At 31.2% G+C, this 14,677-nt stretch carries 16 protein-coding genes; 9 read left to right on the forward strand and 7 right to left on the reverse strand.

The window, feature by feature from the left end; genetic code table 11:
* Window positions 1–178 precede the first annotated feature (178 nt).
* The 9 genes from FVB9532_RS02285 to FVB9532_RS02325 all read left to right on the forward strand — a co-directional run bounded on the left by FVB9532_RS02285 (window position 179) and on the right by FVB9532_RS02325 (window position 8,182).
* Entirely contained in the window at window positions 179–2,410 is a 2,232-nt protein-coding gene (locus FVB9532_RS02285; RefSeq protein ID WP_194716465.1) for an HET-C-related protein, read from the forward strand.
* Window positions 2,411–2,540: 130 nt separating this feature from the next.
* Window positions 2,541–3,068: an ankyrin repeat domain-containing protein gene (locus tag FVB9532_RS02290; RefSeq protein WP_150543600.1), complete on the forward strand. Its 528-nt coding sequence runs from the start codon at window positions 2,541–2,543 to the stop codon at window positions 3,066–3,068.
* A gap of 4 nt (window positions 3,069–3,072) precedes the next feature.
* Window positions 3,073–3,738 carry an ankyrin repeat domain-containing protein gene (locus FVB9532_RS02295; protein WP_194716466.1) on the forward strand — a complete coding sequence of 222 codons (666 nt, stop codon included), beginning with the start codon at window positions 3,073–3,075 and terminating at the stop codon, window positions 3,736–3,738.
* 4 nt (window positions 3,739–3,742) lie between these two features.
* Window positions 3,743–4,414: a hypothetical protein gene (locus FVB9532_RS02300; RefSeq protein WP_150543602.1), complete on the forward strand. Its 672-nt coding sequence runs from the start codon at window positions 3,743–3,745 to the stop codon at window positions 4,412–4,414.
* A gap of 509 nt (window positions 4,415–4,923) precedes the next feature.
* Window positions 4,924–5,466: a hypothetical protein gene (locus tag FVB9532_RS02305; protein ID WP_150543603.1), complete on the forward strand. Its 543-nt coding sequence runs from the start codon at window positions 4,924–4,926 to the stop codon at window positions 5,464–5,466.
* A gap of 23 nt (window positions 5,467–5,489) precedes the next feature.
* Window positions 5,490–6,707 (forward strand): patatin-like phospholipase family protein, encoded by a 1,218-nt coding sequence (locus FVB9532_RS02310; RefSeq protein WP_150543604.1) that lies wholly within the window; start codon window positions 5,490–5,492, stop codon window positions 6,705–6,707.
* A gap of 79 nt (window positions 6,708–6,786) precedes the next feature.
* Window positions 6,787–7,380: an N-acetylmuramoyl-L-alanine amidase gene (locus FVB9532_RS02315; RefSeq protein ID WP_150543605.1), complete on the forward strand. Its 594-nt coding sequence runs from the start codon at window positions 6,787–6,789 to the stop codon at window positions 7,378–7,380.
* A 10-nt stretch (window positions 7,381–7,390) separates the two neighbouring features.
* Window positions 7,391–7,855: a hypothetical protein gene (locus tag FVB9532_RS02320; protein WP_228482237.1), complete on the forward strand. Its 465-nt coding sequence runs from the start codon at window positions 7,391–7,393 to the stop codon at window positions 7,853–7,855.
* Window positions 7,856–7,858: 3 nt separating this feature from the next.
* Window positions 7,859–8,182, forward strand: a complete 324-nt coding sequence (locus FVB9532_RS02325; RefSeq protein ID WP_150543606.1) for a hypothetical protein — start codon at window positions 7,859–7,861, stop codon at window positions 8,180–8,182.
* 169 nt (window positions 8,183–8,351) lie between these two features.
* Here FVB9532_RS02325 and FVB9532_RS02330 read toward each other — a convergent pair whose 3' ends face one another.
* From FVB9532_RS02330 to FVB9532_RS02360, 7 genes are all read right to left on the reverse strand, one after another.
* Window positions 8,352–8,678: a hypothetical protein gene (locus FVB9532_RS02330; RefSeq protein WP_150543607.1), complete on the reverse strand. Its 327-nt coding sequence runs from the start codon at window positions 8,676–8,678 to the stop codon at window positions 8,352–8,354.
* Between the two features lie 74 nt (window positions 8,679–8,752).
* Window positions 8,753–9,139, reverse strand: a complete 387-nt coding sequence (locus FVB9532_RS02335) for a hypothetical protein (protein ID WP_150543608.1) — start codon at window positions 9,137–9,139, stop codon at window positions 8,753–8,755.
* 2 nt (window positions 9,140–9,141) lie between these two features.
* Entirely contained in the window at window positions 9,142–9,567 is a 426-nt protein-coding gene (locus FVB9532_RS02340; protein WP_150543609.1) for a GreA/GreB family elongation factor, read from the reverse strand.
* A gap of 11 nt (window positions 9,568–9,578) precedes the next feature.
* Complete coding sequence (locus FVB9532_RS02345; protein ID WP_150543610.1) at window positions 9,579–10,880, reverse strand: Glu/Leu/Phe/Val family dehydrogenase; 1,302 nt, start codon at window positions 10,878–10,880, stop codon at window positions 9,579–9,581.
* Between the two features lie 304 nt (window positions 10,881–11,184).
* On the reverse strand, window positions 11,185–12,510 hold the full coding sequence (locus FVB9532_RS02350) for a sigma-54-dependent transcriptional regulator (protein ID WP_150543611.1): 1,326 nt from the start codon (window positions 12,508–12,510) through the stop codon (window positions 11,185–11,187).
* Between the two features lie 6 nt (window positions 12,511–12,516).
* Window positions 12,517–13,590, reverse strand: coding sequence for a sensor histidine kinase (locus FVB9532_RS02355; protein ID WP_150543612.1), 1,074 nt, complete (start codon window positions 13,588–13,590; stop codon window positions 12,517–12,519).
* Between the two features lie 267 nt (window positions 13,591–13,857).
* Entirely contained in the window at window positions 13,858–14,631 is a 774-nt protein-coding gene (locus FVB9532_RS02360) for a helix-turn-helix domain-containing protein (protein WP_150543613.1), read from the reverse strand.
* Between the last annotated feature and the right edge of the window lie 46 nt (window positions 14,632–14,677).

The raw sequence follows: 14,677 nt of genomic DNA on the forward strand, positions 1-14,677 counted from the left end.
TTGATTAAAATATTAACTGATTTTTATAAAAATGATTTTAAAAGATATACATAGAAGACGAAGAAGAAAAACTGAGCTTTGGTAATCAGTACTATGTTGGGAAGTTCAGAACCAATACTTAATTTTTATTAAACAACAGAGGTAGCTTTAATTGCTATCTGTATTAATATTTTAGATGATGACAGATAACGAATATAATATTTTACTTGAAAATTCACGGCCCCATCAAGTTTTTAAACTTGATTGGAGCAGCTATTATTTAAAAAAATTTTCAGATACTTTTTTACCTAGGGCTTATACCCAAAACTTAACAGGAATAAATCTAAAGGATGTGGCCAATATTTTTGAAAACACTCCTAAAAGTAATGAACAACTTACTTTATTAAACAGCAAAATTAAACTAAGCATTTTCACATATCCTAAAGATGCCTTAATAGCAAGAAAAAAAGATTTATTAAAAACAGATCCCGAAGATTTAGTAATATTTATTGAAACAGATAAAAACGATAATCTAACCATATCTAGTAGCTTAAATAGTTCTTTGAAAAAATTATTATTAAAAGATGATGATAAAACTTTAACAGATAGGCAGCTTACTAAAACACAGTTTTTAAAAGAGTTGAATTATGAAGTAAGACCCTTAACTTTAATCGAATTTATCACAGGTAATCAACTTAAAACAGCAGATTTAACCAATCCGGCAAGTTTACGACAGTTACAGCAAACCTTTAAAGAGATGGAAGAAGAGTTTGGTGCTGGAAGGGTTAAAGATAAGCATCCTGAAGCGTTTGGCCATGGTGATATAGAATATATAGCTTTAAAACAAGTTGGTTTTAAAGAAGAAGAGATAGATATAATTTATTATGGTAACTGGCTTCGAGATTACTCACAAATTATAGTGCCAGAAACCATAGGCTTAATAGAAAAAGATTATTTTTATTTAAATAAAAAAGAAGAAAAAAATACTAATTTTAATAGTTTAAAACCTGGTATTAGTTATCTACCATTACAGGAAACCTGGAGCAAAATATTACAAATCTTGGCTGTAAAAGAATTTATTTATAATAAGCTTAAAGATAGTAATAAAACTCCTTCTCAAGATTACGAAATTCATTTAGAAAATTTTATAAAAAAATATGGCGAACTTACACCAGATATTTTAGGTATATATAGACCAGAGGAACACCTAGACAATCCAAAAGGAATTGAGAACTATAGTTTTTTAGGAGATACAATACTTAAAAAACCTATAAACTTCAAGTATAATCTTCCTGAAAATAATTATGAATTCAAAACATTTTATAAAGGCACTCTAGAGAAATCATTAGATTATAATCAAGATAGAATGTTGAAAAACTATCTTTTTAAAGATTATGAAGATCGCCCATCAAGCACAACCTACTTTTCTCAGCAATTACGGTTAGCGTATGAAAATGGAAAAACAAGACAAGGTTTTATACATTTAGGAGCAGCATTACATGTGTTAGAAGATTATTTTGCTCATAGCAATTTTATAGAACTAACATTAATAAAATTAGGTTGTACAAAAGTGTATCCTTGGGTACAAATAGATAAAAAAATAGAAAAAATTAAAGATGGAAAGATAAAATCTTCAAAAATTCCAGTAGTTACAGGCTTATTTGGTTTAGACGATACTCTTTATAGCATAACCCCAAAAATTTCAGAAGAGATTTTTGATATTAACTATGAAGAATATATCGCTCTAAAGCCAGGCGAAAAAACTTTTTTTGATAGTATGGTTTTAACGTTGTTAAAAGATTTATCTTCTAGGGAAAAAAATGTTCCTAAAAATTTGCGAATAGAATATTTAGGATTAACGTTTACAGATCTATTGAGAGGTTATAATAAATATTTGAAATTAAGAGACAATATTTCATCAGAACAACAAGCTGATACAGTTCTTGGAAAAATAATTACTTTTCTTCAGAAGAATTTAAATTTTATTCAACAAGGAATAAAATTCTACAGCAATATTATATTTAATATCACATTAAATATCACTGATGATGCAATAAAAGAGTCGCAGACAAGATTTAATAAAAATTTTGGCACTAATCCAACACATAGCCAGCTAGCTAAAGATCCTGTAGATCATCCTTTAAACCCTTTAGCAGGGCAACTAGCCATAGAGGCTGTTAAAGATGTTGGTCGAGAAATAACTAAATGCTGGAAAGAAGAATTAGCTATAGATTATTTAATAAACTATAGTTTAAAAAAATATTTTGTTCATCCTAAAAATACTACTTGGATGGATAACAAAGTTGAAGATTGGGCAAAAAAAAATAAACAAACTATTAGAAAATTAGAAAACAAGACTAATATTCATTACCATGAGAAGCAAATCAAAAAAGAACTATCTAAATTTCAAAGTTTTATTAAAAACTTATAAACCTATTTTAAATTTTTGTTTTTTTTATCTTTTATTTATTTTTTTCTCCTGTAAACCCAGTTGTAGTAAAAATGACATTCGAGTCATAAATTCGGCAAAAAAAGGAAATGTAAAAAGTGTTAAGGACTACTTGGAAAATGGAGGAGATCCCTTATTACATTGTAAAGATTATAAATCAGGTGGTAAAGGGAGTTTTGGAGTACTTTATGATCTTCCTTTTAATATTAGCATTTCAAAATCTACAGACCTTTTAAAATTATATTTAAAATATGATATACCTGAAGATATAAAGTCTGAAATGTTCCAAACGGCCATCCTAGCTAAAGAAACTGAATTCATAAAAATTTTCATTAATGAAAATTCTGATGCCATAAGTATTGCCAGTAGTTGTTATAGAGGCGATTTAATTAAAAACGAACTTAAAGAACTTTTACGTTTAGGATATGAAGTTAATAAAATAAATAAGGAAAGCGGTAACACTCTACTTATTGAATATGCCTATTGTCCAGTAAATGAAGATAGTAAAGAGCTTATTGAAACGATGAAGTTTTTAATAGAAAATGGAGCACGAACAGATATTAAAAACAATAATGGAAAAACAGCCTACGATGTAGCCGTCAATAAAAATGTTAAAGAATTTTTGAAAGATTACAGGTAATTTTATGAAATTGAAACACTTAAAAACCCTCCTAAGCAGAAGTAGCCAATTTTTACTAGTATTATTTCTTTTTTCTTGTAAAGATTCTTGTGACGAAAAATTTTTAAAAATTATTGATCATGTTAGAAATAACAATTATGATGAGGTTAAAAAGTATATGGAAAGTGGTAAAAGTGCAACGGAGAGTTGTTATGACTATAAAGGAGGCAAATTTGGTTCATCAACCTCATTAATAAATAAATGTATACAATTTGAAAAATTAGATTTATTGAAACTGATATTGAATTATGAAAATAACTTAGATAATTATTCAAAAAGTGAAATTTTACGTATAGCACTTAATGAAAAAGATAAGGTATTTGTATATAAATTAGTGAATAAATATAATGCACACATATATATAAATGGACATAATGAATTTTTAAAGATAGAAAAACTGAAAATTCTAAAAGAAGCTAATTATAACTTTAATTATACTGATCCTTTTGGAAACACATTGTTAATTGATATTATACAACATTCAAAATTAGAAGAAAAAAAACTATTAAAAATAGTAAAATATCTTATTGAAGTAGGGGTGAAAACAAATATTAAAAACAATAATGGAAAAACAGCCTACGATGTAGCCGTCAATAAAAATGTTAAAGAATTTTTGAAAGATTACAGGTAATTTTATGAAATTAAAACACTTAAAAACCCTCCTAAGAAGGAGTAGCCAATTTTTCCTACTCTTTTTTTTATTTTTTTCCTGTGCCCCTAATTGTTCGCAAGAAGAGCTGAAAATATTTGAAGAGGCCGAAAAGGGTAACTTGCCAGCAGTAAAGCAGTATTTAGAAAATGGAGGTGACTCTATTTTGGATTGTCACAATACTGCAGGAGGTAAATTTGGTTCTCGTAAGTGGTTATATATCTCAATATGTAAATCTAATTCTTTAGAGCTCATTGAATATTATTTATCAAAAGAGATACCTTTTGAAACTGAAAAAAAAATGTTTTATTATTTTTTAGGGAAAAATAATAAAACATTTTTAAAATACTTCATTGAAAAAAAACATTATCCATTAAAACAACCAAATAATTGTTTCTATATTGGTATGTTATCCTGTTTTAAAATACTCAATGATCTTGATTATAATTTCAATTGGATAGACCCCGAAGATGGCAATAATATATTAATGAAATATGCAAAATGCCCTGCTACGGAAAATGAAGAAGAGTTAATTGAAATTATAAAATACTTTATAAAAATAGGGGTGAAAACTGACATTAAAAACAATAATGGGAAAACAGCCTATGATATTGCCGTCAATAAAAGGGTTAAAGAATATTTGAAAGATTACAGGTAATTTTATGAAATTGAAACACTTAAAAACCCTCCTAAGCAGAAGTAGCCAATTTTTACTAGTATTATTTCTTTTTTCTTGTAACTAAAAATTTTTAAGCATTATTGATCACGCTAGAAATAACAATTAGGACGAGGTTAAAAAGTATATGGAAAGTAGTAAAAGTGCAACGCAGAGTTGCTATGACTATAAAGGGGATAAATTTAGTTCATCAACCTCATTAATAAGTAAATGTATACAATTAAAAAATTAGATTTTTTGAAACTGATATTTAATTATGAAAATACAGAGTAAAAGGAAAAATGAATGATGCTATTAGGGGTGGAATAATTGGACCTGTTAAAGAAACAAAAAAGAATAGTCGATTCTTTCAACAAATACTACTTGGTGCAAATATTATGGAAGGATGTAACTAACTAAAATAGGCACTAGACCATTCAAAATTTAACAAAATGGGAATATGAAGATTGGCAAGTATATTTAACAAGAATTGAAGAAAAAATAATAAAATAATGAAGTTTGAAGTTTACGATTATAGTTGGGAAAAATTAAGATATCTAAAAAACGATATTAATCAAAATATTTTAGGAATTTCTCCAAAATATATTAAATGGAATTTCAACAATCAAAATTTTATAATTAACACTAAAGATCCATCGGCGAATTTTGTGTTGATAGGTGAAGACTATTTAATATTACAATACAGAGAAAAAAGCGAAGAATATCCCTATCCTCGCAATATGGTAATCTATAATTTTAATGCAGTTGTGGAGCATGTCGTAGAAGTTCCATTCTTAAAAACTCCTGAAGTAGCTTTTAACCACCAAAACTTGCAAGCCAGTTTTGATGGTTTTATGCGTTTAGATAGAAAAGATGATACTTCCCCTTATGAAATACTAATAGACAATCAACGCCATGTACTGGTTAGCCTATATGATGAAAAGCATGGGGATTCATTTGATGATCGTGCAGGAAAGCCCCACGAGTTACAAGCCCTAAATGTAGAAACCGGAAAGTTTCACCCTACTTGGTGCAAATATTATGGAAGGATGTAAGTAATCGATATCAATTAAAAATCATGAACAAAAATTTTTTAGAAGGTCCAGAGATTACCCAATTGGTAAAACAGGCCCGTCAACTAAGAGAAAGCAAAAAGCAATTTTCAGATATTTATGATGAGGATGGTAACCAATATATAGATTTGGTACAAGAAGGCGGTGGTGTTTTGGGCATTGCTTTAGTAGGTTACACTTATATTTTAGAACAAGCTGGAATACGATTTTTTAGTTTAGCAGGAACTTCTGCAGGTGCTATTAATACCCTATTTATGGCCGGAATTTCAAATATAGGAGATCCCGTTGCCGTTAAAATCCTGAATATTTTAAGTAATCAAAATCTATTTGATTTTGTAGATGGCCCACGAGGTATTAAACGTCTTATTCAACGAAAAGTAGATGGCAAAGGCGGACTTATACCTGGATTATTATGGAATAGTTTATCTATTTACTTTCAGTTAAAAAGAAATTTAGGACTAAATCCCGGTAAGAATTTTGAAAACTGGATGGGAAACCATCTAGCCAAAGAAGGTATTCATACTTATGGAGACTTAAAGAAAAGAAGAAAAAAGTTACCTGTATTATATCATCGCTTTCAAAAGGAAATTACACCCGCACAATTAGCCGTTGTAACTTCAGAAGTAACCACGCATACCAAAGTAGATTTTCCGAGAATGGGTAAACTATACTGGGAAAACCTAGAAGAAATCTGTCCTGCTAAATTTGCTAGGGCTTCTATGGCCGTACCTTATTTTTTCTACCCTTATGTAGTAAAAAATATTCCTAACCAAGGAAAAGAAAATCAAGAAAATTGGATAAAATATGCCGGATACAGCGGTGATGTTCCCCCGGAAGTAAAATTTGTAGATGGCGGATTATTGTCTAATTTTCCTATTAATATTTTTCACGAAAAAAAAATACCTTCAAGACCTACATTTGGGGTTAGACTAAGTGTTTATAGAAAAAATTATAGTCAAGCAAACGGGTTTTTTAGTTTTGGAGGGGCTATGATTAGTACCATGAGACAAATTTATGATTACGATTTTATCCTTAGAAATCCTGATTATAAAAATCTAATTTGTCATATCGATGCAGATGATGAATTTAATTGGTTAAATTTTAATATGGAATTTAGTAGACAAAAAGAATTGTTTTTATTGGGAGCAAAAAAAGGACTGGAATTCCTTGAAAAATTCAATTGGGAAGAATACAAAAAAATAAGATCACAATTAATTAAATAAAATACTTATAACTAACAGTAAGTATTACTCTGAAAAATTATTAAATTAGGGGACTCAACCTTTAAAAATTTCATAAATTATGCTTGTCTTATTAGATAATGGTCACGGGGGGCTCATTAATGGGGTTTATCAAACTCCCGGAAAAAGAAAAGATTGGGGGGAAAGCGGAATCATATATGAAGGGGAGTTTAATCGTTCTATTGTTAATGGATTAATTGAAAAACTTACCCAATTAGGAATTAATTATGTGAATATAGCACCAGAATATAGAGACGTAAGTTTATCTACCCGAGTAAATAGAGCAAATAATTATAGTGGAGAAGATTGTTTTTACCTAAGCATACATTCCAATGCTGGAGGAGGACAAGGTAGCGAGGTATATACTTATTATGGTGAATCTACAAGCGATCAAATCGCAACCATTTGGGGAGAAGAGTTTAAAAAAGAATTTCCCAATAAGCCCTTACGTACCGATTATAGTGATGGCGATTTAGATAAAGAAGCAAACTTTTATGTCTTAAGGAAAACATGGATGCCAGCTATTTTAACGGAGAATTTTTTTATGGATAATTTTCTGGAATTTTCAGAAATCCTCATGACAGCAGAAGGAAGACAAAAAATTATCAACTATCATTTAAATACCATACTCAGAGTAAAAAATGAAATTTTTTAAACCAAATAAAATGATGAAGAAACTAAAACTCTTTTATGTAGTCATCTTAGCAAGCCTATTATCAATTTCTTGTGAAAGCATAAAAACCGCAGCTTTCGATCAATATTCCTATCAAAAAGCTACAGAAATTAAAGTAGAGTCCAATCATCTTATAGAAAATGCCACTAATCCTTATGGCAACTATGAAACAGAAGTTGAAGAACTACTTTCTGACTTAGATAAAATCATAGAATACGAAAAAAATAAACCCTATAATGATGTAAGTTTACAACTATGGCAAATCCTTTCCGATGATGAACGTAACCTATTGGCCGGTTTTTTAAAACGCTGGAAAGAAAAGGGACAGATGTCAGAGGTTTTCGTAAGCGAAGCGAAATCACAAGTGATGGAAGCTATAGATTTAATAATTCAATATGAAGCCAATAAAAATAAACAATCAAAAGAACAATTAATAAGTTTAATAAATAACTACTAGGCTATGGACTTTGACGAAATATTAAAACAACTGAAGGAAAACTTACTAAAATTAGTGAATGACGAATATGAAGATTTTAAAGGTTCTGGAGAAAAAGTTGTCAATGACTTTTTAAATAATTCAAAACAAAAATTAGAAAAGTGGACTAATTTGTTAGCCAATGAAATGATTACCCTCGAAGAATACGAATGGTTATTAAAAAGCCAAAAAGATCTTTTTGAAATGAATGCTTTATATACTGCCGGTATTTCTAAAATAAAGCTTGAAAGATTTAAAAATAAATCCATCAAGACCATTGTAGATGTAGTTACAAGAATAGTTTTATAGGAAAAGTTTATATCTTATAAACTTTTCCTTTTTTAAGATTAATAAATCATCCTAACTCATGATTCAACAAAAATGGGAGCCGGAACTATCCAGCTTAAAAAAGCGATAATAGCAATACCAATAATAATAACGATGACTGCAAACTTTCGAAAACTCATTTCTCTGATCTTTATCTAATACTATACTTGCTTAACTTCTTGTAAAAACTTATTTTAAAATCAAAAAAGCTTTTATCGGTGTTTATAAATTCTACCCTTTTCTTTTCGTGATGATTAGCTAAGCCCAAATCATACATTCCATAACTGTATTCCAAAACTTTCTTTAATTCTTGTTCATACTTACAAAGACTGGCGAAGGCCAAGGTGTTTTTGCGTCTTACTTGTTGTAAATTGTACGCGGTTTCTGAATCTTGAATGATCTTTTTATGGATAAGCTGAAGGTAATCTAGCTCTTGATGGTTTTCTTCCAGTTTTGTTAACCAATGTCGCAGTGCCATTAAATCTTTCTTTATGCACAAAGTTTTTGTTTCGCTTATTTTTTCAAGATTCGAATTCAAGAGCATATCATGAGTTAGGTTATTAAATTAAATAGATTTTCTTTTATTTCACGATACTCAGAAATAAACCGGAAGTACTTACTTCGATAAATTTCGTGATGATGTATAAAAAGCCGATCGCACTCCATATCGTCACATTCGTTAAGTAGGTCTCGGCTTTTACTATACTTATCTAAGGTTGAGATAAGTTGCTGATTTTGAATATTTTTTCTGTCGAGTTCTATGGTTAAAAAGTAATATTCTTTTCCTTTATATGCTTTACACAATTTGTGTAAATAGTTGATTTCTTTCTGAATAAAAATCAGATGACTTACCCAATGTTCTAATTCATTGGTATTTCTTTTATGCGAAATATTATGTTCGTCATCGTGTAAAAAAATGGCTTGTGATTTATCGTTCATAATTATATGGGAATATCTATTTTATGGGCTTCTATATCTTGTTTTACTTTCTGAATCACATAGGAAGCAGTAGTTTCATTGGTAAAAGCTAGCGCTACGATATCCCCTTCCGAATAGCCGATTAAAGCTACAGGAAGGGGGCTAAGTACAGATAATTTTTGATTTCGGAGGTCTTCCTCCATAGGAATCACTATTTGCAAGGGCATCGTAGAGGAATTGGAAATGGACTTAATGATTAATTTACTGTTTAACCTTACAATATCCGCAGGCATCTCTTCTTCATCTACAATAATGGAATCTTCCAGTTTGAGGGCAAGCTTTTCTAAAGCCATTTTATGGGCTAAGGTATGGTCATATCCAGAGATGTTAAGCAGTCTCTTCATATAGACATATTCCTTTTTTTCTATGATGTGGCTACCGTATTTCATAAGATTTGTTTTTATGGGAAAAGGCCTCTTTGGATATAGGCTTTTTCTATTCTTTTAATAGCAATACAATAAGCGGCTTTCCGCATATCGATACCTTCCTTTTGTGCGTAATGAAAAACACTATTAAAGGATTCTTCTAATTTTAGATCTAGCTTTTTTAAGGTATCTTCTAACTGCCAAATCTCTCCATTTTTGTTTTGGAGCCATTCAAAATAACTAGCTATCACTCCGCCGGAATTACAAAGGATATCAGGAATAATCGTAACGTTATTCTTCAATAGAATTTTCTCGGCATTATTGTTAATGGGACCATTAGCACCTTCAGCTATAAGTTTAGCCTGAATGTTAGAGGCGTTTTCTTCTGTAATTTGATTGCCTAATGCTGCTGGAATGATGATATCACAATCAAGCTGAAAAAAATGAGCGTCATCTATCATTTCGGCTCTTGGAAAGCCTCCAATACGTTTATCATTGATGTTTACATAGTCGTTTAACGAAGAAACATCTATACCTTGCGAATTATATAAAGTAGCAGAAGCATCTTGCACGCCTACTAAAACCGCTCCTTCTTTTTCTAAGAAGTTAGCTGCCCAATAGCCTACATTCCCAAAACCTTGAACTATAAATGTTTTGTTGAGTAAAGATTGGTTTTGTTTTTTTAAATACTTTTTAATACTTAAAAATACGCCATAGCCTGTTGCACGATCTCTGCCTTCAAGTCCACCGATGCCGTCTGGTTTTCCCGTCACCACGTGTTGGTTGACAGATCTTTTAGCCGGTAAACGCGTACTCATAAACGTATCTGCCATCCAGGCCATAGTTTGACTATTGGTATTTACATCTGGCGCAGGAATATCATGATCGGGTCCAATATTATCTCCTAAAGCATAGGTAAACCGTCTCGTAATTCTTTCTAATTCGGTAATAGAATAGTTGGAAGGATCTAATTGAATACCTCCTTTACCACCACCAAAGGGCAGCCCTGCTAAAGAAGTTTTCCAAGTCATCCACATGGCCAAAGCCCGTGCGGCATCAATATCTACCGTAGGGTGATATCGCAACCCTCCTTTGTAAGGACCCAAAGCATTATTGTGTTGCACACGATATCCCGTAAAAACCTCTACGGTGCCATCATCCATTTTCACAGGAAAATGAATGACGATTTCGTTATTGGTGATTTTTAAAATTTTTTGAATATCAAGATGTAAATTAATGTATTGAGCCGCATCGGTAAATTGCTCCAATACATTTTCCATCATTCCCTGAGAAACTTTTACTCCGGGTTTTTTATCGTTTATGAAGGTTGTATTCATGATTTTTCACTTAAATAATTAGGCGTTTTTAGAAAAATATTCATCACAAGACAAAACTTGATCTTTATGAAGGGTAAGCACACAGTAGGCTTTATGCTTACAGTTTTTACAAATAGAGTGAATAGGGTTGATCATAGTACATTTAATTTTGATGTACTAAAGTCAATGCCTATACCAAAAAAAATGAATAGAAATAGGGGAGGTTTGAATTACTGAAATACAGTATGTTACGACTTAAGAAGTATTTCAAGCTAATTGCAAGACCGGGTAAGAATGTACCAACCGGTACTTTTTTACCCGGTTTTTATTGACCGAGTTTTAACCGAATGGTTTTTCTATCGATCCCTAATATTTGGGCGGCTTTGGTTTTATTTTGATCGGTTGCACGCAGTACTTTTTGGATGTACTTTTTTTCCATCTCTTTTAAGGTAATGAACTCGTCCTCGGGAAAGTCGATTTTATATTTTAAATGTTCGGGAAGATGATGAACATCAATAATTTTATCTGATAAAATAACAGCTCTTTGAATTACATTTTCTAATTCCCGAATGTTACCCGGCCAATGATACCTTTTTAAAATACTTAATGCTTCCGGAGTAATTTTTACAAACTTATCTTTATACTCCAATCCATATTTTAATAAAAACTTATCTACCAATAAGGGGATGTCTGCCTTTCGTTCACGTAGCGGTGGCACTTCGATTTCTACCACCACGAGACGGTAATACAAATCTTCCCTAAAAAGATCTTTTTTACTCATTTCTTTTAGGTTACTATTGGTGGCTGCAATGATTCTTACATCTATTTTCTCGGGCTTTTGTGCTCCTACTTTTATCACTTCTTTTTCCTGTAATACCCTTAGTAGCCTATTTTGAACATTTAAAGGGGCATTACCAATTTCATCTAAAAAGATAGTTCCTCCATTTGCCGCTTGAAAGAAACCATTTCTATCAGTTTCAGCTCCTGTAAAGGCTCCTTTTTTATATCCGAAAAGTTCAGCTTCTAATAAATTTTCAGGGATGGCACCGCAGTTAACCGCTATAAAAGCTTGTTTAGAAAATTTCCCTTCATAATGGATCGCCCGTGCCAAAAGCTCTTTTCCGGTTCCGCTTTCGCCATGAATAAAAACGGTAGCTTTATTGTCTTTTACACGTTCTATAATTTCAAAAATCTCTTGAATAGCCTGAGATTCACCGATGATTTCTTTCGGGAGTTTTTTAGCTGTTTGTGCTTTGTCTTGGGTAAAAGCAATTTGTTGTTTTTGGGACTGCATCGATTTTTCTACCGCCAACCTTAGCTCTTCTTTGGTAAAAGGTTTGGTTAGATAATCTGCAACTCCATTTTTAATAGCTTTTAAAGAATCTTGTACAGAAGGATAACCGGTCACAATTAATTTAGGTAGGTGAGGGTAGTGCTCACTTACAAATTTAATAAGTTCAAAACCATCTATTTGTGGCATTTTTAGATCAGTAATCAAAAGATCGATGTTCGTATCTTTTAAAATATTGACTGCTTCTTTAACAGAGACTGCTTTGAATACATGAAAATCCCAAGAACTTAAATGCCGATGCAATAGTTCAACGATAGAAAGATCATCATCTACCACTAATATATTTTCTCTTAATCTCATAGGTTGTTAGTTGATGGGAAGTTTAATCTCAAAGGTAGTTCCTTTTTCTGTATTGTTTTTAGCACTAATACTTCCTTGATGACTCGCAACAATCCCGTGCACTACGCTTAATCCCAACCCGGAACCCTCGCCAATAGGCTTGGTGGTATAAAAAGGCTCAAAAAGTTTTTCTTTTGCTTCAGCCGTAAGTCCGCTTCCCTCGTCTTTCACGTTAATTATGATCTGTTCGTTCTTTTGAAATGCATTTATCTCTATAGTTCCTTGTTCCGGGGTAAAATAAATAGCATTCATAACTAAATTAAATAGTACTTGGGTAATTTGTAATGCATCTGCCTTTAAAAATAATTCTTCATTGGTTTTTAAAATACATTCAATTTGTTTTTTCCTAAGCGTGGGCCTTAACAAGTCGATGGCACTTTTAATGGTAGGGACAATGTTGACGGTTTCTCGTGCTTGTGGCATTTCACAAGCAAAGAACATTAATTTTTTGACTACTTCCCTAGAGTAAATCGCATTTTGAATAATTTTATCTAAGTCTTTACTTTCTTCTTCTTGCTTACAGTTTTCTTTAAGAAGTTCTGAAAACCCTAATATATTGGTCAATGGAGTATTGAGTTCGTGGGCGATTCCTGCGGTAATTTCCCCTAAAATATTTAACCGGTCGGTGCGTTCTACCTGGCGCCGTAAAGAATTTTCATTGTTTTTAATCTCAATTCTTTCCAATAGGTTACTAATTTTTAAAGCCACACTATCTATCAATTGCTTCTCTTCTTTTAAAAAAGAGCTTTTCTCTTCTTTTAAGCTGGCTGTTAGGCTTCCTTTAGGTTGATTAAATAGTTTGAGGGGACTGGTAATCGTAACCTCATAATTCATATCACCCGTGGTATAAGAAATTCCTTCATAAGCAATTTCTATTTCGGTAAACTTAGGGTATTGAAAAGCCTTTTTTAAGCTTTTTAATATCGCGTTGAGGCTGTTGGGTAAAGAATGAATATCGGTATTCCCAATAATGGAAGAGACCTCATAAAGGCAAGTAAGCTCTTTTATTCTTTCCCGTAATTTAAGTTCTGTACTGTTCATCAAGCTTAAGTTTTGCGATACGTGGAATAATATAAAATTAATTTGTAATGAAGTACTTATCTATAAAAATTTTCATCAAAATTTCACCCCATTATTTCATTATTGATACATTTTAATTTTCTCATCAACAGAAAAAAGACCTCTTAGAAGATGCATAAACTACAATAAAAATATTAATGCATGAACTAAACAGAGGCTTATGCTGATTGATTTTCTCTTCATGTGGTCTCGATTTAGAAATAACAGGTCTTAATTTAAGCTTCAGTTTTATTGCTGAGGTAAAGTCGTTTTATTATTCTTAATAAATGATTTAGGAGACTGCCCCGTAAAGCGTTTAAACGTTCTACTAAAATTGCTTAAGGTGTTGTAGCCAACAGTGTAACCTACTTTTTCTATGTTTTCTTTATGATCTGTAAACATTTCTATAGCGCGTATGATGCGGACATAATTTAAGTAATAATTAAAAGTCATCATTTCATTTTTGAATAGTCGGGTTAAATTTCTTACCGAAAAACCATATGCTGTTGCGACCTGTTCAAGTGAAATTTGCTCGCTATAATTCTCATCAATGTAGTGTAGTACGTTTTGTAGCCTTTTATTACTTGTTTTTATGATTCCTTTAAGCGGAAACGCCTGCAAATTATCCATCGTTTTGATCATCTTAAGGAAAGCGTAACTAAAATTATATAATTCCGGATTAATTTTCTTTGTTAGGTGATTAGTGTTCTGGCTTATAAAAATAAGATTTTCATAAATAAAGTCATTTGAACTTAACACTAAAAACTGATTCAATGGTATAGAAGAAGGGAAATATATAAGAAACAATTGCACCATTTCATTTCTACTTTCTAAATTATGTATTTGATTAGCCGGGATAAGTCCTATAAATCTTTCGGGTAAAAAATATTGCTTTTCAGCTACAGTAACATGCAGGGTACCTTTTAACATTAAAATAAGTTGGTGATGATCTTTATGAAGGTGATTACCTATATCTAGGTATTCATTTTCAGTTATAGTGGTATAAATATCGTTTTTCTTCATAATAGATTAAAAGTAATTAAAATGGCCGGATTTGTCAAAAAACAGG

This window comes from Mesonia oceanica (assembly GCF_902499555.1).
Taxonomy (GTDB): domain Bacteria; phylum Bacteroidota; class Bacteroidia; order Flavobacteriales; family Flavobacteriaceae; genus Mesonia; species Mesonia oceanica.